Source organism: Cedecea sp. FDAARGOS_727, from assembly GCF_012273235.1.
In the GTDB taxonomy this organism is placed as follows: domain Bacteria; phylum Pseudomonadota; class Gammaproteobacteria; order Enterobacterales; family Enterobacteriaceae; genus Cedecea; species Cedecea davisae.
In genome coordinates this window covers 2,179,174-2,205,655 of sequence record NZ_CP050966.1, presented here as the reverse complement: position 1 = coordinate 2,205,655, position 26,482 = coordinate 2,179,174, and the positions used below count along the sequence as shown (strand labels likewise).

Here is a 26,482-nt window from a genome sequence, read left to right as displayed (position 1 = left end):
AATGATTCTTCCCTGGCAAGAGCTGGACCCGGAAACTCTCGATAACCTGATCGAATCTTTTGTATTACGCGAAGGCACGGATTATGGTGAGCAGGAGCGATCGCTGACGCAAAAAGTCGCCGACGTGAAGCGTCAATTGCAGAGCGGCGAAGCCGTGCTGGTCTGGTCTGAACTCCATGAAACGGTCAATATTATGCCGCGCGGCCAGCTTCGGGGCTAACTGCGACCCTCTGGGGTAATCTATACTTTCCAAAAAGTATAACTATCAGATGCAGGCTCCCTTTCTGATTACCCATGGAGTTGTAGCCCTATGTCAGCCAAACACCCGGTTATTGCGGTAACAGGTTCCAGCGGTGCCGGAACCACCACCACCAGCCTCGCCTTTCGTAAGATATTCCAGCAGCTCGGCCTGCGCGCCGCGGAACTGGAAGGCGACAGCTTTCATCGCTATACCCGCCCTGAAATGGATATGGCGATTCGCAAAGCCCGTGATTCAGGCCGCCATATCAGCTACTTCGGGCCAGAAGCCAACGACTTTGGGCTGCTGGAGCAAACCTTTATCGAATATGGCCAGAGCGGCAAAGGCCAATCCCGTAAATACCTGCATACCTACGACGAAGCCGTGCCGTGGAATCAGGTGCCGGGAACGTTTACCCCGTGGCAGCCGCTGCCGGAGCCAACCGATGTGTTGTTTTATGAAGGGCTACACGGCGGGGTTGTTACGCCGCAACACAGCGTGGCCGATTGCGTCGATTTGCTGGTTGGCGTGGTGCCTATCGTCAACCTGGAGTGGATCCAAAAGCTGGTGCGGGACACCGGCGAACGCGGGCATTCACGCGAGGCGGTGATGGACTCGGTTGTGCGATCGATGGAAGACTACATCAACTTCATTACGCCGCAGTTCTCCCGCACCCACATTAACTTCCAGCGCGTACCCACGGTGGACACCTCAAATCCATTTGCCGCCCGCGCGATCCCTTCCCTCGATGAAAGCTTCGTGGTCATTCACTTCCGCGGACTCGACGATATCGACTTCCCGTATTTGCTAGCAATGTTGCAGGGATCGTTTATTTCCCACATCAACACGCTGGTGGTGCCGGGAGGGAAAATGGGGCTGGCGATGGAGTTGATTATGGCGCCGCTGGTAGAGAAATTGGCGCAGGGCAGGAAGATAGCTTAATCCGACATGGGCGGTGCCGACACCGCCCATCCCGAATATTACCCTTCGATCACTTCATAGCTGTGGCTTATCTCAGCCGCTTTCTCCAGCATCAGCGTGACCGAGCAGTATTTCTGTGCCGTCAGCTCGACGGCTCGAGCGACCGCGCTGTCTTTCAGGTCTTTGCCGGTAACCACAAAGTGCAGGTTGATATGCGTGAACAGGCGCGGCGCTTCTTCACGGCGCTCGGACGTCAGCTTCACTTCGCAGTCGGTCACCGCGTGGCGGCCTTTTTGCAAAATAGAAACCACGTCAATCGAGCTACAGCCCCCGGCGGCCATCAGCAGCATTTCCATCGGGCTTGGTGCTTTATCTCCGGAGTTACCGTCCATCAAAACCTGGTGGCCGGAAGCGGATTCACCGAGGAAGGTCATGCCTTCCACCCATTTAACTCGTGCCTGCATTTGCGTACTCCCAGTTGAGAAAAATTTCTTTCAGATTACGCGCCTGGGCCAAAACTGGCAACGTAAGGCGATCCAGGTCATGCTGAAACGAGACAATACAAGACACTTACCAAAAGCTATGCTAAAACAATCCGGATGCTGCTGCGGGACAGAGACGTTGATGCACGTAAGCAGAGGAAACGACTAATTACAGGCCGCAGGATTGACCTGCTCGCCAGCTCCCAGGGCTTGGGAAAATTTCACGATTGCAACGCCAGACAAGAGGTTCCGAGTCTTGTCTTTGGTAGCCAGTTTACAACAGAGGATAACCGCGCATGGTGCTTGGCAAACCGCAAACAGACCCGACTCTCGAATGGTTCTTGTCTCATTGCCACATTCATAAGTATCCGTCGAAGAGCACGCTGATTCACCAGGGTGAAAAGGCGGAGACGCTGTACTACATCGTCAAGGGCTCCGTAGCTGTTCTGATTAAAGATGAAGAAGGCAAGGAGATGATCCTTTCTTATCTGAATCAGGGTGATTTCATTGGTGAATTAGGGCTGTTCGAAGAAGGTCAGGAGCGTAGCGCCTGGGTTCGCGCCAAAACAGCCTGCGAAGTAGCTGAAATTTCTTATAAAAAATTCCGTCAGCTGATTCAGGTTAACCCGGATATCCTGATGCGTCTCTCATCCCAGATGGCTCGCCGTCTGCAGGTAACTTCCGAGAAAGTCGGCAACCTCGCATTCCTCGACGTAACCGGCCGTATCGCACAGACGCTGCTCAACCTGGCTAAACAGCCGGACGCGATGACCCACCCGGACGGTATGCAGATCAAAATCACCCGTCAGGAAATTGGCCAGATCGTGGGCTGCTCCCGCGAAACCGTTGGCCGTATTCTGAAAATGCTGGAAGATCAAAACCTCATCTCCGCACACGGGAAAACGATTGTCGTCTACGGCACTCGTTAATCAGTGCTAAAAAAGGCGTGTCGCTTCGGTAACACGCCTTTTCTGTCTCTACAATTCAGGCTATGTGGAAAAGATTAATTTACCATCCCGAGGTTAACTACGCCCTGCGGCAAACGCTGGTGCTGTGCCTTCCCGTCGCCGTCGGTCTGGTACTCGGCAGCCTGCAAAACGGCCTGCTGTTCTCATTAGTTCCCGCCTGCTGTAACATCGCCGGGCTGGACACCCCCCACAAACGCTTCTTTAAACGCCTGATTATCGGCGGTAGCCTGTTTGCCGTCAGCAGCCTGATAATGCAGCTTCTGCTGCTCTACACCAGCGTACCGCTGCCGGCGATACTCATCGTCATGGCCCTGCTGCTGGGCGTAACGGCGGAGATAAGTTCGCTGCACGCCCGCCTGCTGCCCGCCTCGCTGATTGCCGCCATCTTCACGCTTAGCATGGCCGGAAATATGCCCATCTGGAAGCCGATGTTGCTGTATATCTCCGGCACCATCTGGTACGGCGCATTCAACTGGTTCTGGTTCAGGATGTGGCGCGAGCAGCCGCTGCGGGAGTCGCTGAGCCTGCTCTACCGGCAGTTAGCGGATTACTGCGAGGCGAAATACAGCATGCTGACCCAGCACACCGATCCGGAAAAGGCGCTGCCGCCTTTGCTGGTTCGCCAGCAAAAAGCCGTGGATCTGATAACCACCTGCTACCAGCAGCTCCACATGCTGTCGGCCAATCAGCAGAACGGCTATAAGCGGCTGCTGCGTGCCTTTCAGGTCGCGCTCGATTTACAGGAGCATATTTCGGTTAGCCTGCATCAACCGGAGGAGGTTCAAAAGCTGGTGGAGCAAAGCCACGCCGAGGCCGTTATTCGCTGGAATGCGCAAACTATTGCCGCCCGCCTGCGGGTACTGGCGGATGACATCCTTTATCACCGCTATCCCACGCGCTTCACCATGGAAAAACAGATAGACGCCCTGGAAAAGATTGCGCGCCAGAACCCTGATAACCCGGTCGGGCAGTTTTGCCACTATCACTTCAGCCGCATTGCCCGGGTGCTGAAAACCCAGCGCCCGCTCTACGTCCGGGATTTAATGGAGGACAGGGAGCGCCGCCTGCCGTTCTTCCCGGCGCTCAGGAATTACCTCTCGTTCAAATCCTCCGCGCTGCGCAGCTCCGCCCGCCTCGGCGTGATGCTGACTATCGCCAGCCTGCTCGGCTCGTTTTTACATCTGCCAAAGCCCTACTGGATCCTGATGACGGTCATGTTCGTCACCCAAAACGGCTACGGCGCAACGCGGGTACGCATCGTCCACAGGGCGGCAGGCACCATGGCGGGCCTGTGTATCGCCGGGATAACCCTGCACTTCCACGTCCCGGACAGCTACACGCTGCTGGCAATGCTGGCGATTACCCTGGTGAGTTACCTGTTTATCCGCAAAAGCTACGGCTGGGCGACCATCGGCTTCACCGTCACGGCGGTATACACCCTCCAGCTGATTACGCTGAGCGCCGAGAGCTACATCATTCCAAGGCTGATAGACACCCTGCTCGGCTGCCTGATAGCCTTCGGCGGCATGGTCTGGCTCTGGCCGCAGTGGCAAACCGGCCTGCTGCGCCAGAACGCTCACGACGCGCTGGAAACCGACCAGGACGCGATTCGCCTGATCCTGAGTAATGACCCGGAGCCAACCCCGCTTGCCTGGCAGCGTATGCGGGTAAACCAGGCACACAACGCGCTGTTTAACTCGCTCAACCAGGCGATGCAGGAGCCGGGGTTCAATTCTCATTATCTGGCGGATATGAAGCTTTGGGTGACGCACAGCCAGTTTATCGTCGAGCATATCAACGCCATGACCACCCTGGCGCGCGAGCACAACATGCTGACGCCGGACCTGGCGCAGAAATATCTGCAATCCTGTGAAATAGCGCTTCAGCGCTGCCAGCAAAGGCTGGAATATGACGGGCCGGGGAGTTCGAACGATGCCAATATTCTGGACTCGGACACGCTGCCCACGGGGCCGTTAAGCACCATGGAGCAGCATTTACAGCGGATTCTGGGCCACCTTAACACCATGCATACCATTTCGTCGGTTGCCTGGCGTCAGCGGCCTCATCACGGGATTTGGCTGAGTCGCCGCCTGCGGCGCTCGGGTTAAACTTAGCCTGCCACAACCCGGGCAACGGCTTTGGCAAAGCGCTGCATGCCTTCTTCGATATCCGCCTCTTCAACAATCAGTGACGGTGCGAAGCGCATGACGTCCGGGCCGGCATTTAGCACCATCACGCCTTCAGCCGCTCCCGCATAGAGAAACTCACGGGCACGTCCCTTGTACTTCTCGTTCAGCTCTGCGCCAATCAACAGCCCCATGCCGCGAATATCGCTAAACAGATCGAACTGGTCGTTAATCTTCTGCAACTGTTCAACGAACAGTTGGCGCTTCACCGCCACGCCTTGCAGAACTTCTGGCGTATTGATGATGTCGAATGCCGCACCGGCCACCGCACAGGCCAGCGGATTGCCGCCGTAGGTTGAACCGTGGCTGCCAACGTGGAACGCCGAGGCAATATCGTTGGTCGTGAGCATCGCGCTCACCGGGAATCCGCCGCCGAGCGCCTTGGCGCTGGTAAGAATATCCGGCGTCACGCCGTAGTTGATGTAGGCAAACAGCTCCCCGGTGCGGCCCATGCCGGACTGCACCTCGTCAAACACCAGCAGCGCCTGGTGCTCATCGCAAAGCTCGCGCAGCCCCTTCAGAAACTCAGGCGTGGCCGCCGTTACGCCGCCTTCGCCCTGAATAGGCTCAACCACTATCGCGCAGGTATGATCGTCGATGACCGCTTTCACCGCAGCGAGATCGTTATAAGGGACGTGGATAATATCGGCCGGTTTCGGGCCAAAACCATCGGAATACTTCGCCTGACCGCCAACCGACACGGTAAACAACGAGCGGCCATGGAAGGCGTTATAGAAGGCGATGATTTTGCTTTTGTACGGGCTATGGCGGGTGGAGGCGTAGTAACGTGCCAGCTTGAACGCCGTTTCGTTAGCTTCCGTCCCGGAGTTCATAAACACCACGCGCTCGGCGAAAGTGGCGTCAATCAGCTTACGGGCGAGTTTCAGGGCGGGTTCATTGGTAAATACGTTGCTGGTGTGCCACAGCGTTTCGCCCTGGGTTTTCAGGGCATCCACCAGCGCCGGGTGGCAGTGGCCTAATGCGATAACGGCGATGCCGCCGGCAAAATCAACGTACTCTTTGCCCGCGCTGTCCCACACGCGGCTGCCCTTCCCTTTCACGGGAATAAACTCTGCTGGTGCATAAATCGGCAGAATCACTTCATCGAAGGTAGCCCGCGTTACCGCTGATTTTTCAGTTGCCATTTATTCCCCACCCGTTTTTATGCGTCAATCATGAATGAAAATATAATCACGAAATATGCATAAAAAACCAAAACCAGGCAAGCAGTAATTTACCCGTTGAGGAAATTCGCCAGCAGCGCATGTCCCTGTTCGCTGAGAATACTTTCCGGGTGGAACTGCACGCCCTCCAGCGCCAGAGAGCGATGACGGATCCCCATAATTTCCTGCTTATCCGTCCACGCGGTAATCTCAAAGCAGTCGGGCAGGGTTTCGGGGGCAATCAGCAGCGAGTGGTAGCGGGTCACGGTCAGGGGATTGTTCAGCCCGCGAAATACGCCGCTGCCGCTATGAGTAATCGCCGAGGTTTTACCGTGCATCACCTGTTCTGCGCGAACGATAGTCGCCCCAAAGGCCTGAGCAATAGCCTGATGACCCAGGCAAACCCCCAGGATGGGCAGCTTCCCGGCGAAATGGTTGATCGCCGCCAGCGAAATACCGGCTTCATTTGGCGTGCAGGGGCCGGGGGAGATGACCAGCTTTTCCGGGGCCAGTTGCTCGATGTCCGCCAGGCTTATTTCGTCGTTACGCTTAACCACCACTTCCGCACCCAGCTCGCAAAAATACTGGTACAGGTTCCAGGTGAAGGAATCATAGTTGTCGATAAGCAGTAACATGGCGGCTCCGGTGCAAAAAAATAACCGCGCTATTCTAGACGCTTTCCGGCACGAAGCTCACAAAAATCTCGGATGCTAAAACGAAGGGTGGCGCGGGTTGAAAGCCCGCGCCGGATTCTTATGGCAGAACTTTCGCGGACAGAATGACGATAGGTTTGGACGGAACATTCTGGTACGGGCCAACATCGTGAGTCGGCGCCTGGGAAATCTTATCGGCAACGTCCATGCCCTTCACGATTTTACCGAATACGGCATAACCAAAGTCACGCTGGCCGTGATCGAGGAAGGCGTTATCGGCAACGTTGAGGAAGAACTGGCTGGTCGCGCTGTCTTTGTCTGCGGTACGCGCCATAGAAATAGTGCCGCGGGTGTTGCGCAGGCCGTTGTCCGCTTCATTTTTGATAGGCGGGTTAGGCTGCTTCTGATTCATATCTTCAGTGAAACCGCCGCCCTGAACCATAAAGCCCGGGATAACGCGGTGGAAGATGGTGTTGTTATAAAAACCGCTGTTGACATAGTCAACGAAGTTTTTCACCGAAACAGGTGCTTTTTGGCTATTTAACTCAAGCTCAATATTGCCAGCCGAGGTGGTCAACAGAACGTGCGGGTCGCCTTTTGCAGCCAGCGCGGCAGGGGAAAGCGCGGAGAGGGCGAATACAGCTGCAACGGCCGCCAGTGTTGATTTGAGCATGAACAATTCCTTACGAAGGCAGTGAGTGAAGCAAGTGGCTTGATTGTAAAGAGGCGCCGCTATTGACGCCAGCCATTTACGGTTTTTTACTTTTACGCAAATCAACAAGTTGCAGCGCTCCGGGGCTGAAACAGATTGAAATATGTGACGCACTTCATGAATCGATCAGTTTATTTCTGTAATAAATTCATAATTCATTTAAATAGATCACGCAAATGACTAAAATCTGCCCGTCCGCCGCGCTGTCAATGCGCTTTACACTTCCTTGCACAGGCTCGTTATGACTAACAGCAACCGAACCAAGCTTTTATGGATTAGCTTCTTCTCCTACGCCCTGACCGGTGCGTTGGTAATTGTCACCGGCATGGTGATGGGGAATATCGCAGAGTACTTCAATCTGCCAGTATCCAGCATGAGTAACACCTTCACCTTTTTGAACGCCGGGATCCTTATCTCCATCTTCCTGAACGCCTGGCTGATGGAAATCGTTCCGCTAAAAACCCAGCTGCGCTTCGGCTTCCTGCTGATGGTGCTGGCGGTTGCAGGCCTTATCTTTGGTCATAACCTCGCTATCTTCTCGGCCTCTATGTTCGTACTGGGCCTGGTAAGCGGGATTACCATGTCCATCGGTACGTTCCTGATAACCCACATGTATGAAGGGCGCCAGCGCGGTTCACGCCTGCTGTTTACCGACTCCTTCTTCAGCATGGCCGGGATGATCTTCCCGATGGTTGCCGCTATCCTGCTGGCCCGCAGCATCAACTGGTACTGGGTCTACGTCTGCATCGGCCTGGTGTACGTTGCCATCTTCCTGCTGACCCTGGGCTGCGAATTCCCGGCGCTCGGCAAACATGCAAAACAGGAAAACACCCAGGTTACCAAAGAGAAGTGGGGCATCGGCGTTCTGTTCCTGTCCATCGCCGCACTCTGCTACATCCTGGGCCAGCTGGGCTTTATCTCCTGGGTACCGGAATACGCCAAAGGCCTGGGCATGAGCATCAACGACGCCGGTAAACTGGTAAGCGACTTCTGGATGTCTTACATGTTCGGCATGTGGGCCTTCAGCTTCATCCTGCGCTTCTTCGACTTGCAGCGCATCCTGACGGTTCTGGCGGGTGCGGCTACCGTGCTGATGTACCTGTTCAACCACGGTGACCCGGCTCATCTGGCCTGGTTTATTCTGGCGCTTGGCTTCTTCTCCAGCGCGATTTATACCACCATCATTACCCTGGGCTCACAGCAGACCAAAGTTTCTTCGCCGAAACTGGTTAACTTTGTGCTGACCTGCGGCACCGTGGGCACCATGCTGACCTTTATCGTCACTGGCCCAATCGTTGCCCACAGCGGCCCTCTGGCCGCTCTGCATACCGCTAACGGCCTGTACGCTGTTGTCTTCGTCATGTGTCTGGTGCTTGGTTTCGTGACCAAACACCGTCGCCATGGCGCTGAGGCTGCCGCGCACTAATCGTCTTGCTGTTCCCCCTCTCCCTTAGCGGGGAGAGGGTCCTGCAAACCGAATTTCTTCTGCTTTATCACCCAGCATTATCTTCGTTTGAGCAGGCTGCGTAGTCGCAATTATCCGCCCGGCACGAATCGACCAGCGCACCGGCACCTGACGGCGCACCGCATCAAACCCGTTTTCAGCAGGCAGGATCACCAGATTCGCCGTGTTGCCCTCAGTAATACCGTAGTCCTCCACGCCAAAGGTTCGGGCGCTGTTATCGGTAATCAGCTTTAGTCCCTCATCAATCTGTCGGTAACCCATCAGTTGGCAAACGTGCAGCCCCATATGAAGAACCTGCAACATATTGGCGGTTCCCAGCGGATACCACGGGTCGAAGACATCGTCATGACCAAAGCACACGTTGATGCCCGCGCCCAGCATCTCCTTCACCCGCGTTACGCCCCGGCGTTTAGGGTAGTCATCAAAGCGCCCCTGCAAATGAATGTTGACCAGCGGGTTAGCGACAAAGTTAATCCCGGAAAGCTTCAGCAGGCGGAACAATCGTGAAGTATAGGCCCCGTTGTAGGAGTGCATTGCCGTGGTGTGGCTGGCGGTGACACGCGCACCAATGCCGTCACGATGGGCAAGAGCGGCGACCGTTTCTACAAAGCGCGACTGTTCGTCATCAATTTCATCGCAGTGAATATCCAGCCGACGATTGTATTTTTGCGCCAGGGCAAAGGCTTTATGCAGCGACTCAACGCCATATTCGCGGGTGAACTCGAAATGCGGGATAGCGCCCACAACGTCGGCACCAAGTTGCAGCGCTTCTTCCAGCAGAGCTTCACCGTTCGGATAAGAGAGAATGCCCTCCTGCGGGAACGCCACCAGCTGCAATTCAACCCAGGGAGCCACTTCCTGCTTCACCTCAAGCATTGCTTTCAGGGCGGTCAGCGTCGGGTCAGAAACGTCCACATGGGTACGCACATACTGGATGCCGTTGGCAATCTGCCACTTCAGCGTTTGCCACGCCCGGTTTTTTACATCCTCATGGCTAAGCAGAGCCTTGCGTTCCGCCCAGCGCTCGATACCTTCGAATAAAGTGCCGGACTGGTTCCAGCTCGGCTGCCCGGCAGTTTGTGTGGTATCGAGGTGAATATGCGGCTCGACGAAAGGGGCAATGGCTAACCCGCCGTTACCGTCCAGAACCTGCCCGCCTTCTGGCAGGGCATCGCCCATCGGCGTGATGCCCTGAAATTTTCCGTCGGCAATCGACAACTGCCATAATCCTTCTCGCCCGGCCAGCCGCACATTCTGAATCACCTGTAGCGCCATCGTCTCCATAAGTCCTCTCTTCTTCGTGTCGCAGTTTGCTTCATAGCATACACCGCTTAACGGCGGCATCTTGCTTTATCTGGCGAAAAACCAGCCAATTCCATAACTTACAAAACCCCATCAAAATCAACCATATACCCATTAAGGGGTATATAAAGGCGTATTTGATTTGCATCAATAATCACCGTAGCTGAATCGTTAAGGTAGGCGGTAATAAAAAAGAAATTGAGGCAATTATGAGCAAAGTCAGAATCGCAGTTATCGGTAACGGCATGGTTGGCCATCGCTTTATCGAAGACTTACTTGATAAAGCCCAGCCCGACCAGTTCGATATCACCGTATTTTGTGAAGAGCCACGCAAAGCCTACGATCGCGTGCACCTCTCGTCTTATTTCTCCCATCATACTGCTGAAGAACTCTCGCTGGTCCGCGACGGCTATTACGAAAAACACGGCGTGAAAGTGCTGGTTGGCGAACGCGCCATTACCATCAACCGCCAGGAAAAGGTTATCCACTCCAATACCGGCCGCACGGTGTATTACGACAAGCTGGTCATGGCGACCGGCTCCTATCCGTGGATCCCGCCGATTAAAGGTTCTGAAACCCAGGACTGTTTCGTTTACCGCACCATCGAAGATCTTAACGCTATCGAGTCCTGCGCACGCCGCAGTAAACGCGGCGCGGTAGTCGGCGGCGGCCTGCTGGGCCTGGAAGCCGCAGGCGCGCTGAAAAACCTCGGCGTGGAAACCCACGTTATCGAATTTGCCCCAATGCTGATGGCCGAACAGCTTGACCGCATGGGCGGCGAGCAGCTGCGCAGCAAAATCGAACGTATGGGCGTTCGCGTACATACCGGCAAAAACACCCAGGAAATCGTGCAGCAGGGTAACGAAGCGCGTAAAACCATGCGCTTTGCCGACGGCAGCGATCTTGAAGTCGACTTTATCGTGTTCTCTACCGGTATTCGTCCTCAGGACAAGCTCGCGACCCAGTGCGGGCTTGAAACCGCCCAGCGCGGCGGTATCGTGATTAACGACAGCTGCCAGACCTCGGACCCGGATATTTACGCCATCGGCGAGTGCGCCAGCTGGCAAAACCGCGTTTTCGGTCTCGTCGCCCCCGGCTACAAAATGGCGCAGGTCACCGCGGACCATCTGCTCGGCACCGCAAATGCCTTCGAAGGCGCGGATATGAGCGCCAAGCTGAAGCTGCTCGGCGTTGACGTCGGCGGCATTGGCGACGCGCACGGCCGCACGCCAAACGCACGCAGCTATGTCTATCTGGACGAAAGCAAAGAAATCTACAAACGCCTGATCGTAAGCGAAGACAACAAAACCCTGCTCGGCGCGGTGCTGGTTGGCGATACCAGCGACTACGGCAACCTGCTGCAACTGGTGCTAAACGCCATTGAGCTGCCGGAAAATCCGGACTCGCTGATCCTCCCGGCCCACGCCAGCGGCGGCAAGCCTTCTATCGGCGTCGACAAACTGCCGGAAAGCGCGCAAATCTGCTCATGTTTTGACGTCACCAAAGGCGACTTGATCAAAGCTATCAATAAAGGTTGCCATACCGTTGCGGCGCTGAAAGCGGAAACCAAAGCCGGTACGGGCTGCGGCGGCTGTATCCCGCTGGTCACTCAGGTGCTGAACGCCGAGCTTGCTAAAGCCGGGATCGAAGTTAACAACAACCTTTGCGAACACTTTGCTTTCTCACGCCAGGAGCTGTATCACCTGATCCGCGTTGAAGGCATCAAATCCTTCGACCAGTTGCTTGAGAAGTACGGCAAGGGCTACGGGTGTGAAGTTTGCAAACCAACCGTTGGCTCGCTGCTGGCTTCCTGCTGGAATGAGTATGTGCTGGAGCCGGAGCTGACCCCGCTACAGGACACCAACGACAACTTCCTCGGCAACATTCAGAAAGACGGCACCTACTCGGTCATCCCGCGCTCCGCAGGCGGCGAAATTACCCCTGAAGGGCTGATGGAAGTGGGCCGTATCGCCCGCGAATATAACCTCTACACCAAAATAACCGGCTCTCAGCGCATCGGCCTGTTCGGCGCGCAAAAAGACGATCTGCCGGAAATCTGGCGTCAGCTGATTGAAGCTGGCTTTGAAACCGGCCACGCCTACGCAAAAGCGCTACGCATGGCGAAAACCTGCGTGGGCAGCACCTGGTGCCGCTATGGCGTGGGTGATAGCGTGGGCTTCGGCGTCGAGCTGGAAAACCGCTACAAAGGCATTCGTACTCCGCACAAAATGAAGTTTGGCGTTTCCGGCTGTACCCGCGAATGTGCGGAAGCCCAGGGCAAAGACGTCGGTATTATCGCCACCGAGAAAGGCTGGAACCTGTATGTTTGCGGTAACGGCGGCATGAAACCACGCCATGCGGACCTGCTGGCAGCCGACCTCGACCGCGAAACCATCATCAAGTATCTCGACCGCTTTATGATGTTCTACATCCGCACCGCGGACAAACTCACCCGTACCTCCGTCTGGCTGGAAAACCTTGAAGGCGGCATCGACTACCTGCGCAGCGTTATCATCGACGACAAGCTTGGCCTCAATGAGCATCTGGAAGCCGAACTGGCCCGCCTGCGTGAGAAAGTCATTTGCGAGTGGACCGAAACGGTAAATACGCCGCAGGCGCAGGTCCGCTTCAAGCACTTTATCAACAGCCCGCTGCGTGACCCGAACGTGCAGGTGGTGAGCGAGCGCGAACAACATCGTCCGGCTACGCCATACGAGCGTATCCCGGTCACTCTGGTAGAAGTGGAGGAACACGCATGAGCCAGTGGACAACCGTTTGTCAGATAAATGACATCCTGCCCGCGACCGGCGTTTGCGCCCTGGTGGGCAATGCTCAGGTTGCGATTTTCCGCCCGCGCAAAGATGAGCAGGTGTACGCCATCAGCAATATCGACCCGTTCTTTGAAGCAAGCGTGCTTTCACGCGGGCTGATTGCCGAACACCAGGACGAGCTGTGGGTTGCCAGCCCGCTGAAAAAACAACACTTTCGCCTGCGTGACGGGCTTTGCCTGGAAGATGAAAGCCGCTCCGTACCGCACTATGAAGCCCGCGTGCAGGACGGGTTGGTGCAGGTAAAAGCGTAATTCTTAAAACAACCCTCACCCTACCCTCTCCCTGAGGGAGAGGGTACTGTTAGTATTTTTCCCCGGACTGAGGGAGAGAGTGCCGACAGTATTCCTCCCTCGGGAGAGAGGGAACCGATCGAGAAAAAATAGCGACGACGGTTTCCCCCTCTCCCGAGGGAGAGGGTTGGGGTGAGGGCAATTCATTTTTACTTTTTCTTTTTTAACTTCATTTGGGATAACAAAAATGTTCACCGATACCATCAATAAGTGTGCGGCGAATGCCGCGCGTATTAACCGGCTCTCGCAGAGCAATCCTCTCGGTTTCTGGGTCAGTTCCGCCATGGCGGGGGCCTATGTCGGCCTCGGCATCATCCTGATATTTACCCTCGGTAACTTGCTCGACCCTTCCGTGCGGCCGCTGGTCATGGGTGCCACCTTCGGTATAGCCCTTACGCTGGTAATTATCGCCGGTTCAGAGCTGTTTACCGGCCACACCATGTTCCTTACCTTCGGCGTAAAAGCGGGCACTATTTCGCACGGGCGCATGTGGGCAATTCTGCCGCAGACCTGGCTTGGTAACCTGCTGGGTTCCGTTTTCGTTGCCCTGCTCTACAGCTGGGGCGGCGGAAGCCTGCTGCCGGTTGATACCAGCCTCATTCATAGCGCCGCGCTGGCAAAAACCACCGCCCCGGCGATGGTGTTGTTCTTCAAAGGCGCGCTGTGTAACTGGTTGGTTTGCCTGGCTATCTGGATGGCAGTCCGTACCGAAGGCGCGGCGAAGTTTATTGCCATCTGGTGGTGCCTGCTGGCGTTTATCGCCTCCGGCTACGAGCACTCCATCGCCAATATGACGCTGTTTGCTCTCTCCTGGTTTGGCAACCATAGCGAGGCTTATACCCTGTCCGGTATCGGCCACAATCTGCTGTGGGTCACGCTGGGGAATACCCTTTCCGGCATAGTATTCATGGGTCTGGGTTATTGGTATGCTACGCCGAAAGCCGAGCGCCCGCAGCCTGAGCGCGTAAGCGCGCCGGAAACCGCCCGTAATTAATTGAGGATTGACCGTGGATCACCTGCCGATATTTTGTCAGTTACGTGGCCGTGCCTGCCTGCTGGTAGGCGGTGGCGACGTTGCTGAACGCAAAGCGCGTTTATTGCTGGAGGCAGGTGCGCGCATCACCGTTAACGCCCTTGAGTTCAGCCCACAGTTTAAAGCGTGGGCCGAACAGGACATGCTGACTCTGGCCGAAGGCGCATTCTCACCCAGTCTGCTGGACGAGAGCTGGCTGGCCATCGCCGCCACCGATGACGATGCTGTAAACCAGCAGGTTAGCGACGCCGCAGAGGCTCGCCGAATCTTCTGCAACGTTGTCGATGCTCCAAAGCAGGCAAGCTTCATTATGCCTTCGATAATCGACCGTTCTCCGCTGATGGTCGCCGTCTCTTCCGGCGGCACCTCTCCGGTGCTGGCCCGCCTGCTGCGTGAAAAGCTGGAAGCCACTCTGCCGCTGCATCTTGGCAAAATTGCCGCTTATGCGGGAACCCTGCGCGGGCGCGTAAAGCAAACCTTCGCCTCTATGGGCGAGCGCCGTCGCTTCTGGGAAAAGTTCTTCACCAACGACAGGCTGGCACAGTATCTGGCCAATGAAGACCAGCTTGCCGTTGAGAAAGAGACGGAAACGCTGTTTTCTACCCCGCTCGATCACCGCGGCGAAGTCGTGCTTGTCGGTGCCGGGCCTGGCGATGCGGGCTTACTGACTCTGAAAGGTTTGCAGCAGATCCAGCAGGCCGACGTAGTGGTTTACGATCGCCTGGTATCTGACGACATTATGAATCTGGTGCGCCGCGATGCAGATCGCGTATTCGTCGGCAAACGAGCGGGCTACCACTGCGTACCGCAGGAAGAGATTAACCAAATCCTGCTGCGCGAAGCGCAAAAAGGCAAACGTGTTGTGCGCCTGAAAGGCGGCGATCCGTTTATCTTCGGGCGCGGCGGCGAAGAGCTGGAAACCCTGTGCAACGGAGGGATCCCGTTCTCCGTGGTGCCGGGAATTACCGCAGCCTCGGGCTGCTCCGCTTACTCGGGCATTCCGCTGACCCACCGCGACTATGCGCAAAGCGTGCGCCTGGTCACCGGTCATTTAAAAACCGGCGGCGAACTGGACTGGGCCAACCTGGCTGCGGAAAAACAGACGCTGGTGTTCTATATGGGCCTCAATCAGGCCGCGACCATTCAGCAGCAGCTGATTGCTCATGGTATGGAAGAGAATATGCCAGTGGCGCTGGTAGAAAACGGTACTGCGGTAAATCAGCGTGTGGTAAGCGGAAGTCTGAACCAGCTCGGCGAGCTGGCGACCCAGGTTGGCAGCCCGGCGCTGATTATCGTCGGGCGCGTGGTTGCCCTGCGCGATAAGCTCAACTGGTTCTCAAATCACTAATGGAAAGGGAGGCTCCGGCCTCCCCTTTTTACTTTTCTACCGCCGCACAGCTTTCCCGTAAGATTCTTAACACCGTCCCGGCACCGCTGCGGTTCGGGTTAATACGGATAGTCCGCTGCTCAAGGCTCGCGTCGGACTGCCGGAACGTGCCGGAAACGCGATAAAACAGCGGCGGGACTTCATATTTAGACTCGGCCCCAACCGGGTAAGGCAGCGCGCCAAGCTTGTGGGCCTCGGCCAATACCTGTTCGGCAATCGGCCGATGAAACTCAACCAGCAATACCTTCGACTGAGCGTTGGCGATAAGCGCCTGCTTCACCTGCGGTATTGCTCCTGCGTTCAGTGCCGCCACCAGCTCATCGTTAACCTGAGCCTGAATCGCATGCATCACGGGTGCAAACACCAGCCCGCGCAGCACTTCCATTGCCTGGAACCCTTGCACCTGGCTGCCGCCGGAATACAGGCTGTGGCGCACGGCCTTCACCGCGCCCGCTTCGCCTACCACCACGCCAACGCCAGCCGGGCCAAACAGCTTGAAACTGGAGAAAGTTGAAAGCGTGGCTCCGCATTCGCAGCCGATTTTATCGACCTTCATCACCGCATAGTTATCGTCGGTAAGCGACGGCAAACCGTGATGGTTAAAACAGGCGATAACTTCAGCCAGATGATAAGCATCGTCGAGTTGCTGACGGGTATGCTGGACTAAAGCCACGACCGGGCGATGCGCAACGATGGATTTTTCCACCTCGCTTAGCTCATTAAAATCAGCCCGCACCAGCTCAAGCCCCATCTGTTCAGCAATCACCGCCGTTGTAGGATACAGAGGGGCATCATGCACCAGCAGCTTATCGCCTGCCTTTAACAACGCAGCCAGCCCGCTGCGAATTGCCCCGGTTCCAGCCCCCTGCACTAGCGCGGCAGCCGGTGCAGAAAAGAAGTCCGCCAGCACCGCCTCAACCCGCCGGGTCATATGCGGCTGGTTAAGGCCGGTCGCCAGCCCAACATCGCCCAGGGTAAGGAAATCCTCCCCCGGAAAATGGCGGCAGATAATATCCACCAGGCGAAACTGTTTTAGCCGGGCCTGCTCCATGCTCAGGCTTTGCAATGGCGAGCTTTTCACGCTACCTCCCTCAGGCCGGGATAAACAGGCCGCAGAAGAACAGAATATTCAGCACGATGCCGGTTATCATCACCGCCACAACCGGCGCGGCCATTTTCTGCACCGGACGCCCCAGCGACTCGTTCAGGAAGTAGAGCGCCGTCGCGATGGTAAAGCCGGTATAACCCGCCATCTTAATGGCCGCAAAAATAGAACCAATAAGCAGCGCCATTTCCATCAGCATATTCATGGCGTTACGGATATTGTCCGAAGCGTTACGCACCGAAGGATAGCGCCCCAGCCATTTTCCGATGGAGCGCAACAGCAGCACCTCGGCGGAGATAACCAGCGCCCCGACCACAAAAGCAATCAGCGGGTTAGCAATCAGGTAACCAACGGCAAACACGAAGGTGAAGCCCGCCACCGCATAAACGCCGGTCGCCAGCGCCGTGGTAGCAATCATCGGCACAAAGCCCAGCCCGCGCATAAATTCAGCCAAAGCGGCCTGGTCTATCAGGCTCTGGGACTGCGCAGGGTCGAGGCCAATTTTGTAGGCTTTCTCCAGCGTGAAGATAGACACCTCGCTACCGGCGAACAGCTTCATGCTGGCAACGGCGGCGATCAGCCCGCCAACGATGGCGATATATGGCAGATTTTTAATTATCCTGGAGGTTCGCTCCTCGAATACCGACTGCCCGTGAGCGTCATGCTCATTCTCGCCGCGAGAACGCAGATCCTGAACAATGGCGATAGCCAGCAGCATAATCATGCCGACGAAAATCTCGATAGACTCCGGGTTAAGCAGCGGGAAGAAACGCACCACCAGCACGCGGGTCAGCAGCACGACAACCGCCGCGAACAGGCTGTTCTTCCAGCCGAACTGATAAAAAATCGCTACCAGCGGGAAGAGTGCAAAAGCCGAAACAACCGGAGAGCTTAGCTCGCCTAGCGAGCCGAGAACGTCCACCGGCAGCGCGGTAAGCAGGTGGTTAACCGGCACCAGGCAGGTGAGGATCAGCACGCCCCAGATGGCCCCAAGCCCGAATGCCAGCAGGCTGTTAGCCGCCAACACGCCGAGAATATCTGTAGGCAGGAACAGCAGCCAGCTATTCAGCAGCCCGGTCTTCAGGGTGAACGAAATACCCACCGAAGCCACAAAGCCGATGCTCAGACCAAAGGCGATGCTCCCCGCCTCGCGGCGGTTCATATTGCCTTCAATCAGCTGCGGCAGGATCGGACGAATACCGTCGTGAAATACCGCCGCAGAGCGATGCGCCAGCAGCGCCGTCATCCCGGTGAGCAAGGCAACAACTACAAGGTGAAGGTAAAATTCCATACGGATGCCTTTATTTTAAATGGTTAACCAGCAGCGGAATGGCATGCTCGATATGTTCGACGGAGAGGCCAAATGCCACCTTGCCTTCGGACACCAGGCGGGCAATTTGCTCCTCTTTTGCTTTAATGCCGGGCTTGGCAATGGTGCAGCTGCGGTTATAGCCAATCACCGCGATGGCAATCGACAAGGCCGCACCTGCCCCGGTATTGCAGGCGCCAATGTAGTAATCAAGCTGGCCGGATTTCACCTTCAGCGCGGCATCCATGTCGTTATAGATAAACACTTCGAAGCAGCCCGGAGCGGCCGTTTCGATGGTTTGTTTGATGAGTTCGCGCTGTAAGCCAGCGACACCGATCTTTTTCATGGAAAATCCTTACTTAAAGAAGACAGAGGGGTTGTCACGCAACATCAAATCGATATCTGGCTGGCTGAAACCGGCCTCCAGCAGCATCGGCACAAACGTGGTAAGCAAATATTCAAAACCGGGACCGCCGTTGGCTTTCAGATGAGAGCGGCGGGTAATATCCATCGACAGCATGACATGGTCGAGCAGCCCACGATTCTTTAGCTCGCTCAGCATCCAGATGCGCTTCTCATCCGGGTAATAGCTGTTTTTTCCGATGGTATCGAACTGAACGTAGGCTCCCTGGTCAATCATCCGCAGGATGTTGTCGAGGTTATCTTTCAGGTCGCAGTGGCCGACGGTGACGCGGGAAAGATCCACGCACCACGATTTCAGCAGCGCCAGCTGCTCAAGCCCCATGGTGCTGAAAGAGGTATGGGTCGAAATCGGTCTGCCTGTTTCGTGATGAGCAATAGCCGCCGCCTGGAAAACGCGGGCTTCAACGGGCGTGATGACATCCACGCTGGAGCCAATTTCCGCGATAATCCCGGCTTTTAACTCCGTGCCGTCGATACCGATTTCAATTTCGTCGATCATCTCCTGAGCCAGCACCTTTACCGGCGTCGTCGCCACATGCGGCGGGAAGAAGTCGTGCTGATAGTAGCCAGTGCAGGCCATCACATTGATGCCGGTATCACGCATGATATCCAGCATAAACTGAGGGTTACGCCCCATATAGCGGTTAGTCATCTCAATGATGTTGCGCACGCCCCGCTGGTAAAGCACCTTCATTTCCCCGCAAATCAGCTCATACCGATCGAGGCGGCAATCAATGTTGTCCTTGAAGCTGGAAAGGTCGATGTGAAGATGCTCATGGGCATAGGTATAGCCCGATGGATCGATATGCTTATGCCCCGTCATGATTGACTCCACTTGCAGAAGAGAGATTCAGCAGCGGCAGGAACGAAACGCCGTTCTGCGGCGCTGCCGCCCGGAAAAAGTCACAAACCGTCGCGCCTACATCAGAAAGCGTAGCGCGTGCCCCAAGATGAGCGCCGACGATGCCCGGCTGCCACACCAGCAGCGGGACGTTTTCACGCGTGTGTTTGCTGTGGCCGATGGTCGGGTCGTTGCCGTGGTCGGCCATCACCACCAGGCAGTCTCCGGCCTGCATATCCGCCATCAGCAGAGCCAGATTTTTATCAACCAGCTCCAGCCGCTCGGCGTATCGTTCGACGTCCTGGGCATGGCCCGCCAGGTCGGTTTCCTGGATATTGGTGCAAATAAATACGTTACCGGGCTTATTCAGCTCATCCCGCGTGATATCGAGAATCGCCTGCGAGTCGACCAGGTTTTGGTAGCTGACGCCATGCGGATTAATCGCGATATCGGCAACTTTGCCGACCAATACCGTTTTTACCCCGACCTGATGCAGCTGCTGCGGAGCCTGAACGCTGGCGTCAACGCCATAGCCCATATGCACGACCTGGAACCCGCTTTTATATACCCCGGAACGCGGCGCATTAATGCCGATATAACGGCCCTGTTTTTCTTCAGCGGCTTGAATCAACTGTTCGCTGCTCTCAAGCAGGCCGCCAAAGGCAATCACCCGCCCGACTTTAACGCAGCGGCGCACCACTTCGCCAATCGCCCGCACCTGCTCAAACGGCACGGCGTTAAGATTGGCGCTGATATTAAAAACCTGCCCGAGATCGGCCTCGAGGTTATCGCCAACGGCCACCGCCTGGTTTACCCAGAGGAATTGCAGCTCCGCGCCTTTTCGTTCCGTATGCCAGCCCTCGGCCAGCAGCGCTTGCTCTACCTGGTCGATAACTTCTGAGAACGGCATGCGCAGAGGCGTTTGCGGGCGCGTACCCAGAATTTCCTGGTGCCCCATAAAGGTGTCGCCGCCTTCATGCTGTAGCGCTGCGGTGCCATAAACCGCGTCGGCGTTTGGCTGCATTACGTTAGCCGCAAAGCCCAGAGCGTTGATCAGCCCCAGCTTTTCCAGGGTCGGCAGGCGCAATTGCGGGAGGTGCTGCAAAATATGCCCGCAGGTATTCGCCCCAACATCCTGGGGGCGGACTTCAGGTACATCGTCCATCGCCCCCACGCCGAAGCTGTCTATCACCAGAACCAAAAACTTACTCATGCTGCCCTCCCGAAATGGGGTGCCCAAGGCTGTCGTACAGCGCTTCCAGCACCGGGTTTCCGCTCTGAATGCCGGAAACCAACGCTACGTCGCTGCGGGTAACAAAAATCTGGGTGCGGAAACACATCACCACCGGGCTGCCCACCGGATAGCTACCTTCGAGCGCCAGATGGTAATCAATACTGGTGTCGTCTATCGGCAGCAGGCGTGCTTCAACCGGCGTATCGGGGGCGGTAAACACCAGCGCTTGCCGGGCGTGCCCCCGGCGATAATAGCCGCCGCCGAAGCAGTAGCTCTTGCCCTGAAACTGGTGAGAAACCTCGGTCAGATAAAGCATGGCTATAGCTTCAGGCTGGTCGCCGTGCTGGTTAGCCGGAATTGTGCCGGTCAGCGCATGGCCCGGTTCGGCATGGGTAACGCCGTACTGCGCCAGAATCGGCAGCGTGCTGCAACTTGAAGCCGAGGGAGCATTGATCTGCTCAACCGCAATCCCACGCTCTTTCAGCAGGTCACGAGCCTTTAAGAGCGTCATCAGGTTGCGGGTCGGCTGCGTCTGCTGTTGCTCATCGTTCCACAGCAAGCAGGGAAAATGCGTCAGGCCGGTCAGCCGAATTCCCGGCATCGCAAGGATTTCACGCACGACATCGTCCAGCTCTTTTAGCGGGAACCCCGCTTCCTGGCCTGGATAAAGGCGGTCATATTCGGCAAAAACTTTCAGCATCACCGGCTGAACCCGCCCGCAGGCCAGCGCGGCGGCAGAAACCTCGCGTGCTTTTTCGAGCGAGAATAGCGTGATAATTTCCGTCGAGCCGCTGACGCTTTCTTCCACCTGCGCCACGGGAACCTGTACTAAATGGCCGACGTGGGAAACCGCTATCCCGGCGTCACGCAGGGTTCTGGCCTCTTTGAAATCCACCGCCACCGCCCCGTGAAACCCCAGCTCGATAAGTTTCCCGGCAAGCCACGGGTTACGCCCAATCTGCTTGGTCATAAAATAGAGCGTGATGCCGTGGCGCTGCGCGGCGGCGAGCAGCTTACGCCCGTTATCCAGCAGTCTATCGACGTCGATAACATAAGTGTCCGGCAGGATTTCGCCCCGCTGCCAGAGGGCCTGAGCCGCCTTAATTAGCGCCGGATTCTGTGCCTTGAGTGCCTCAATAAACATGCCTTGCCTCGCGACCTGGGAAACAAATCAGCCTAAATAATCATTTTTTTGAATATTTAAATTAAGAGATACTGCCGCAAACAACATCCGTTAGCTCTTGTGGATCAGCCACAGGCTGAACAGGTTTGCCAGCAGGTAACCCTCTTCATTCGGGTGCAGCTGAACGCTAAACGGCACCAGTAAAGCGTGGTGTACCTGTTCAACTTCGCCAAACACGCTGTCGGCTTTAATCTCCGCCAGCAGCTCGGGATCCAGCGGGCCAACCTCTTCTCCACGACGGCTGCGCATCAGCGCGTTCGCCATATGGGTGATGGCCATCGTGCCCTGGTCATTTTGCAGCGGAATGGCCCAGCGGGTTTCCAACTGCGCCACCACCTGTTTCATGCCATCGCAAATATCCCGGTCGATGACGCCTGCATCACATAGCAGGTTGAGCCGGTCTTCCATACTGATTACCTCTGTCAATAGCTCGGTTCCTGTTCGCCGCTCAGCACGCTTTGCTGATGGGCCAGCAGTTCATTCTTATCCACCACCGTTCTCAGCAACTGCTGGATAGGGATATCTTCGCTTCGCGTCAGCACCACCGCCTCTGAAGCCTCAAGGAAACAGGCATCGCCGCTGAGCGGCAGCGCGGTTAGCCCCAGGGCCTCCAGGCTCGACTCATTGCTGACGTTCCAAATCACCGCATCCACGTCGCCTTTAGCAATCCGGTGCAAGCATTCGTGGTAAGAAACATCCAGCAATTCAACATCCTGCCCGGCAAAATAAACGCCCGTCATGATGCGCTGGTCGGCAGAGCGCGGGTCAATGCCGATGCGGCGAATCTTATCCTGCTGCCCGGTTCGGCAAATCAATTTGTGCTCGCCGACATAGGTATGTGGCCCGAGGGACAGCGCGATAAAAATCTCAGGGTTGCTGAGGTAACTTTGCGCCGCCAGCCGGGAGACCACCGCCAGGTCATAAACGCCGTTCAGCAGGCACTCCACGCGCACATCCGACCCTCGCATATGGGCGTAGTAAAACGGAATGCCGTCAAACTGCGCCTTCAGGCCGCTGGCCAGCCCTTCATAAAGCCGGGTGTACGGCAGCGGCATAGCACACACTACATTGCCGATATCGGCGAACGCTAATAGGGCTTTGTTATCCATGCTCATCAGGTAACTACCGTTGCGCCCCCGGCGCTCAACGGCTACCGCTCCTGCCTTCTCCAGCGTCTTTAAAGCCGCCTGCGTCAGGCCAACGGAGAAACCGCACTCACCCGCCAGTTCATCGATGGTTTTCAGTCGGTTACCACATTTTTCACCCAGTAAATAACGGGCCAGACTGGATTGGGCTACGCCCTCTTTTTTTATAAAGCTGCGGCTCATTGGTTATCTTCAATTTATTGAATGAATATATCTTCATAAAATTGAATATAGATGGCAAAGGGGAAAATGACAAAAGGAGAATGGGGTCACAAAAAAGAAATAACCCGCCTGGCGACGGGTTATGCATAGGGAAAAGTTATGGCTGGGCGACGAAACCTATCGCTTCGTACACCTTTTTCAGCGTCTCGCTGGCGCGAGCGCGGGCTTTCTCAGCACCCTCTTTCATCACCTGCTGCAGGAAGGCTTCGTCGTTACGATAACGGTGATAGCGCTCCTGAAGCTCGGTCAGCATGCCGGATACGGCTTCCGCCACTTCGCCTTTCAGGTGACCATACATTTTACCTTCGAAGCTGGCTTCCAGCTCGGCAATCGGCTTGCCGGTCACGCCGGAGAGGATATCAAGCAGGTTAGAAACGCCGGCTTTTTCCTTCACGTCATAACGCACCACTGGCGGCTCTTCGGAGTCGGTTACCGCACGTTTAATTTTCTTCACCACCGACTTCGGATCTTCCAGCAGGCCGATAACGTTATTGCGGTTATCGTCCGACTTGGACATCTTTTTGGTCGGCTCCAGAAGGGACATTACGCGCGCGCCGGACTTAGGAATAAACGGCTCAGGCACTTTGAAAATATCGCCGTACAGCGCGTTGAAGCGGCTGGCAACATCGCGGCTCAGCTCCAGATGCTGCTTCTGGTCTTCGCCCACCGGCACCTGAGTGGTCTGGTACAGCAGGATATCTGCCGCCATCAGCACCGGGTAGTCGAAGAGACCGGCGTTGATGTTTTCTTCATAACGTGCGGATTTGTCTTTGAACTGAGTCATGCGGCTCAGCTCGCCGAAGTAGGTGTAGCAGTTCAGCACCCAGCTCAGCTGCGCGTGCTCCGGTACGTGAGACTGAACGAAAATGGTGCTTTTCTTCGGGTCGATACCGCAGGCAAGATACAGCGCCAGCGTATCCAGCGTGGCTTTACGCAGCGCGGCCGGGTTCTGGCGAACGGTGATAGCGTGCTGGTCAACGATGCAGTAAATGCAGTGATAATCATCCTGCATATTCACCCATTGACGCAGCGCACCCATGTAGTTACCGATGGTTAATTCACCTGAAGGCTGTGCGCCGCTAAAGACGATGGGCTTACTCATGTTCTGCTTCCTGATTTGCTAATGGTGGTAGCCCGAAAGCGGGCAGTAATTCATCGAAACGGTTAAACACAACGTCCGGTTTGCTCAGTTCAATCGCTTCGCCATAGTTATAACCCCAGGTCAGCCCGACGCTCGGGCAGCCTGCCGCCTGCGCGGCCTGGATATCATTGCGGGAATCGCCAACAAAAAGCAATTCGTCCGCGGCCAGACCCATGTTTTCCATCACCTTGAACAGGGCTTCCGGATGCGGTTTTTTCTCTTTCACATCGTCGCCGCCGATGATGACCTGGAAGTACTGCGCAATGCCGAGATCTTCAAGCATCGGCACCACAAACGGCGTCGGTTTGTTGGTCACCACGCCAAGCGGTAGCCCCTTTTGCTTCAGGGCCGCCAGCGTATCCGCTACGCCCGGGAACAGGAAACTCCCCTGTTCAACCGTTTCGGCGTAATAGCGATCAAACAGTTTGCGCGCAATATTCAGCTGAGCGAGATCGGGTTCTTTATCTTTCAGCGCCCACTTCAACGCCCTTTGCATCATGACATCCGCGCCGTTACCCACCCAGGTCACGACACGCTCTTCTCCCGCCGTCGGCAGTTCAAGCGCATAAAGCGCCAGATCCACCGCCTGGCTCAGGCCAAGTGCAGTGTCGATTAACGTGCCGTCAAGGTCGAAGGCGATACCGCGAATTTTTTGAAACTTATCCATGACTTACCTTAGCCAGTTCAGAGCGCATGCGGTCGATAACCGTTTTATAATCAGGCTGGCCGAAGATAGCAGAGCCGGCAACGAACATGTCGGCACCCGCCGCTGCGATTTCGGCGATATTATCGGCCTTCACGCCGCCGTCTACTTCGAGGCGAATATCATACCCGGAGGCGTCAATACGCTCGCGCACCTGACGCAGCTTTTCAAGCGTGTGGGGAATAAACGACTGACCGCCAAAGCCCGGGTTCACGGACATCAGCAGGATAACATCCAGCTTGTCCATAACGTGGTCAAGCCAGGAGAGCGACGTCGCCGGGTTCAAGACCAGGCCAGCTTTACAGCCGTGTTCTTTAATCAGCTGCAGGGAGCGGTCAACGTGCTCGGAGGCTTCCGGATGGAAGGTGATAATGCTGGCACCGGCGGCGGCAAAATCGGGAATGATGCGATCGACCGGCTTCACCATCAGATGCACGTCGATAGGGGCGGTCACGCCGTAGTCGCGCAGCGCTTTGAGCACCATCGGCCCCATCGTCAGGTTGGGAACATAGTGGTTGTCCATGACGTCAAAATGGACGACGTCGCCACCTGCGGCCAGCGCTTTAGCCGTGTCCTCGCCCAGGCGGGCGAAGTCGGCAGAGAGGATTGAGGGGGCAATCAAATACTGTTTCATCCGCTTCTCCATGAGTCATTCATCTTTCGGCGGCGGGCGAAACGGCTCAGGCAAGCTTTACTTTATAAAGCGCCAGAAGTTCGTCCACCTTGTTACGGGCTCCACCGTTTCGGCTGATGCTGCGTCTTACCTGCAGCTTGCGGAAATCGGTAGCATTCTTATACCACTCGCGAGTGAGTTCGGTGTCGTGATTGGAAATCACCACCGGGATGCTCTGCTCGCGCAGTTTTTCAGCCAGGTCCGCCAGATGTTTCTGCTGTACCATGCTGAAGCTGTCGGTGTGATAAGCGGTGAAGTTGGCGGTTGCGGAAAGCGGCGCATAAGGCGGGTCGCAATACACTACCGAACCTGCGGCAACGTTTATCATACTGACGTCATAAGACTGGCAGAGAAAAGTGGCATTTTTGGCCCGTTCGGCAAAGTGGTACAGCTCCTCCTCAGGGAAGTAAGGCTTGCTGTAGCGGCCAAACGGAACGTTAAATTCACCGCGCAGATTATAACGGCACAGACCGTTGTAACAATGGCGGTTGAGATACAAAAACAGCACTGCACGGCGGAATTCATCCCGGCATTGATTAAATTCGGTGCGAAAACCGTAGTAGGTGGCCTCTTCATTCATCGCTTTGGTGAATAGCTGGCGAGACTCCCGCACGTATTCGTCCGCGCGGTTTTTTACGATGTTGTAGAGGTTAATCAGGTCGCTATTGATATCCGCGAGGAGATAGCGCTGATAGTCGGTATTGAGGAATACCGAGCCCGCACCAACAAAGGGCTCGATTAGACAGTCGCCTTCCGGCAGATGCTTTTTTATATCGTCCAGCAGGGGGAATTTCCCCCCTGCCCATTTCAGAAAAGCGCGATTTTTTTTCATGCTGTCTTACTATTTACACCTTATCCAGCTGTGGAAAGGC

The 26,482-nt window shown here is 56.0% G+C and carries 26 protein-coding genes; 9 read left to right on the top strand and 17 right to left on the bottom strand.

Annotation, left to right across the window (positions count from 1 at the left end; translation table 11 throughout):
- Nucleotide 1 precedes the first annotated feature (1 nt).
- Complete coding sequence (locus tag FOC35_RS10435) at nucleotides 2–220, top strand: YheU family protein (protein WP_016538487.1); 219 nt, start codon at nucleotides 2–4, stop codon at nucleotides 218–220.
- A gap of 90 nt (nucleotides 221–310) precedes the next feature.
- Nucleotides 311–1,180, top strand: a complete 870-nt coding sequence (locus tag FOC35_RS10430) for a phosphoribulokinase (RefSeq protein WP_016538488.1) — start codon at nucleotides 311–313, stop codon at nucleotides 1,178–1,180.
- Nucleotides 1,181–1,218: 38 nt separating this feature from the next.
- Here FOC35_RS10430 and FOC35_RS10425 read toward each other — a convergent pair whose 3' ends face one another.
- On the bottom strand, nucleotides 1,219–1,623 hold the full coding sequence (locus tag FOC35_RS10425) for an OsmC family protein (RefSeq protein ID WP_016538489.1): 405 nt from the start codon (nucleotides 1,621–1,623) through the stop codon (nucleotides 1,219–1,221).
- A gap of 314 nt (nucleotides 1,624–1,937) precedes the next feature.
- Between FOC35_RS10425 and crp the strand changes: the two genes are divergently transcribed.
- A complete protein-coding gene (gene crp, locus FOC35_RS10420; protein ID WP_000242758.1) occupies nucleotides 1,938–2,570 on the top strand; it encodes a cAMP-activated global transcriptional regulator CRP in 633 nt (210 codons plus the stop codon).
- A gap of 62 nt (nucleotides 2,571–2,632) precedes the next feature.
- Nucleotides 2,633–4,717, top strand: a complete 2,085-nt coding sequence (locus FOC35_RS10415) for a YccS/YhfK family putative transporter (protein WP_172568873.1) — start codon at nucleotides 2,633–2,635, stop codon at nucleotides 4,715–4,717.
- 2 nt (nucleotides 4,718–4,719) lie between these two features.
- On the opposite strand, the gene FOC35_RS10410 is transcribed toward FOC35_RS10415, so the two are convergent.
- From FOC35_RS10410 to ppiA, 3 genes are all read right to left on the bottom strand, one after another.
- The gene (locus FOC35_RS10410; RefSeq protein ID WP_172568872.1) at nucleotides 4,720–5,940 is read right to left on the bottom strand and encodes an aspartate aminotransferase family protein; all 1,221 of its coding nucleotides are present in this window, start codon (nucleotides 5,938–5,940) and stop codon (nucleotides 4,720–4,722) included.
- Between the two features lie 89 nt (nucleotides 5,941–6,029).
- A complete protein-coding gene (locus FOC35_RS10405) occupies nucleotides 6,030–6,593 on the bottom strand; it encodes an aminodeoxychorismate synthase component II (RefSeq protein WP_016538493.1) in 564 nt (187 codons plus the stop codon).
- A gap of 118 nt (nucleotides 6,594–6,711) precedes the next feature.
- On the bottom strand, nucleotides 6,712–7,284 hold the full coding sequence (gene ppiA / locus FOC35_RS10400) for a peptidylprolyl isomerase A (protein WP_016538494.1): 573 nt from the start codon (nucleotides 7,282–7,284) through the stop codon (nucleotides 6,712–6,714).
- 280 nt (nucleotides 7,285–7,564) lie between these two features.
- Here ppiA and tsgA point away from each other — a divergent pair, with 280 nt between their 5' ends.
- Nucleotides 7,565–8,749 carry an MFS transporter TsgA gene (tsgA, locus tag FOC35_RS10395; RefSeq protein WP_016538495.1) on the top strand — a complete coding sequence of 395 codons (1,185 nt, stop codon included), beginning with the start codon at nucleotides 7,565–7,567 and terminating at the stop codon, nucleotides 8,747–8,749.
- 24 nt (nucleotides 8,750–8,773) lie between these two features.
- Here tsgA and FOC35_RS10390 read toward each other — a convergent pair whose 3' ends face one another.
- On the bottom strand, nucleotides 8,774–10,072 hold the full coding sequence (locus FOC35_RS10390; RefSeq protein ID WP_172568871.1) for a cytosine deaminase: 1,299 nt from the start codon (nucleotides 10,070–10,072) through the stop codon (nucleotides 8,774–8,776).
- Between the two features lie 227 nt (nucleotides 10,073–10,299).
- Here FOC35_RS10390 and nirB point away from each other — a divergent pair, with 227 nt between their 5' ends.
- The 4 genes from nirB (at nucleotide 10,300) to cysG (ending at nucleotide 15,592) form a co-directional block, all read left to right on the top strand.
- Nucleotides 10,300–12,849, top strand: a complete 2,550-nt coding sequence (gene nirB, locus FOC35_RS10385; RefSeq protein ID WP_039898895.1) for a nitrite reductase large subunit NirB — start codon at nucleotides 10,300–10,302, stop codon at nucleotides 12,847–12,849.
- On the top strand, nucleotides 12,846–13,172 hold the full coding sequence (gene nirD, locus FOC35_RS10380; protein WP_172568870.1) for a nitrite reductase small subunit NirD: 327 nt from the start codon (nucleotides 12,846–12,848) through the stop codon (nucleotides 13,170–13,172). The genes nirB and nirD overlap by 4 nt, the downstream gene beginning before the upstream one ends.
- A 226-nt stretch (nucleotides 13,173–13,398) precedes the next feature.
- Entirely contained in the window at nucleotides 13,399–14,205 is an 807-nt protein-coding gene (gene nirC, locus FOC35_RS10375; protein WP_172568869.1) for a nitrite transporter NirC, read from the top strand.
- Between the two features lie 13 nt (nucleotides 14,206–14,218).
- Entirely contained in the window at nucleotides 14,219–15,592 is a 1,374-nt protein-coding gene (gene cysG / locus FOC35_RS10370; RefSeq protein ID WP_172568868.1) for a siroheme synthase CysG, read from the top strand.
- 28 nt (nucleotides 15,593–15,620) lie between these two features.
- Here the strand turns inward: cysG and FOC35_RS10365 are convergent, their stop codons facing one another.
- The 12 genes from FOC35_RS10365 to dam all read right to left on the bottom strand — a co-directional run bounded on the left by FOC35_RS10365 (nucleotide 15,621) and on the right by dam (nucleotide 26,442).
- Nucleotides 15,621–16,712, bottom strand: a complete 1,092-nt coding sequence (locus FOC35_RS10365; protein ID WP_172568867.1) for an aminotransferase class V-fold PLP-dependent enzyme — start codon at nucleotides 16,710–16,712, stop codon at nucleotides 15,621–15,623.
- Between the two features lie 10 nt (nucleotides 16,713–16,722).
- Nucleotides 16,723–18,027 carry a YhfT family protein gene (locus FOC35_RS10360; protein ID WP_016538504.1) on the bottom strand — a complete coding sequence of 435 codons (1,305 nt, stop codon included), beginning with the start codon at nucleotides 18,025–18,027 and terminating at the stop codon, nucleotides 16,723–16,725.
- 10 nt (nucleotides 18,028–18,037) lie between these two features.
- Nucleotides 18,038–18,391, bottom strand: a complete 354-nt coding sequence (locus FOC35_RS10355; protein ID WP_016538505.1) for a DUF2620 domain-containing protein — start codon at nucleotides 18,389–18,391, stop codon at nucleotides 18,038–18,040.
- 9 nt (nucleotides 18,392–18,400) lie between these two features.
- Complete coding sequence (locus FOC35_RS10350) at nucleotides 18,401–19,291, bottom strand: phosphotriesterase-related protein (protein ID WP_172568866.1); 891 nt, start codon at nucleotides 19,289–19,291, stop codon at nucleotides 18,401–18,403.
- The gene (locus FOC35_RS10345) at nucleotides 19,278–20,522 is read right to left on the bottom strand and encodes a phosphopentomutase (RefSeq protein ID WP_172568865.1); all 1,245 of its coding nucleotides are present in this window, start codon (nucleotides 20,520–20,522) and stop codon (nucleotides 19,278–19,280) included. Before FOC35_RS10345 ends, FOC35_RS10350 begins: the two co-directional genes overlap by 14 nt.
- On the bottom strand, nucleotides 20,515–21,687 hold the full coding sequence (locus tag FOC35_RS10340; RefSeq protein ID WP_172568864.1) for a YhfX family PLP-dependent enzyme: 1,173 nt from the start codon (nucleotides 21,685–21,687) through the stop codon (nucleotides 20,515–20,517). The genes FOC35_RS10345 and FOC35_RS10340 overlap by 8 nt, the downstream gene beginning before the upstream one ends.
- Nucleotides 21,688–21,777: 90 nt before the next feature.
- Nucleotides 21,778–22,134: a PRD domain-containing protein gene (locus FOC35_RS10335; RefSeq protein WP_172570350.1), complete on the bottom strand. Its 357-nt coding sequence runs from the start codon at nucleotides 22,132–22,134 to the stop codon at nucleotides 21,778–21,780.
- 14 nt (nucleotides 22,135–22,148) lie between these two features.
- Complete coding sequence (gene yhfZ, locus FOC35_RS10330; RefSeq protein ID WP_016538510.1) at nucleotides 22,149–23,054, bottom strand: GntR family transcriptional regulator YhfZ; 906 nt, start codon at nucleotides 23,052–23,054, stop codon at nucleotides 22,149–22,151.
- Nucleotides 23,055–23,190: 136 nt separating this feature from the next.
- Entirely contained in the window at nucleotides 23,191–24,195 is a 1,005-nt protein-coding gene (trpS, locus tag FOC35_RS10325) for a tryptophan--tRNA ligase (protein ID WP_016538511.1), read from the bottom strand.
- A complete protein-coding gene (locus tag FOC35_RS10320) occupies nucleotides 24,188–24,901 on the bottom strand; it encodes a phosphoglycolate phosphatase (protein ID WP_172568863.1) in 714 nt (237 codons plus the stop codon). Before FOC35_RS10320 ends, trpS begins: the two co-directional genes overlap by 8 nt.
- Entirely contained in the window at nucleotides 24,894–25,571 is a 678-nt protein-coding gene (gene rpe, locus FOC35_RS10315; protein WP_172568862.1) for a ribulose-phosphate 3-epimerase, read from the bottom strand. Before rpe ends, FOC35_RS10320 begins: the two co-directional genes overlap by 8 nt.
- Before the next feature lie 46 nt (nucleotides 25,572–25,617).
- The gene (gene dam / locus FOC35_RS10310; protein ID WP_172568861.1) at nucleotides 25,618–26,442 is read right to left on the bottom strand and encodes an adenine-specific DNA-methyltransferase; all 825 of its coding nucleotides are present in this window, start codon (nucleotides 26,440–26,442) and stop codon (nucleotides 25,618–25,620) included.
- Between the last annotated feature and the right edge of the window lie 40 nt (nucleotides 26,443–26,482).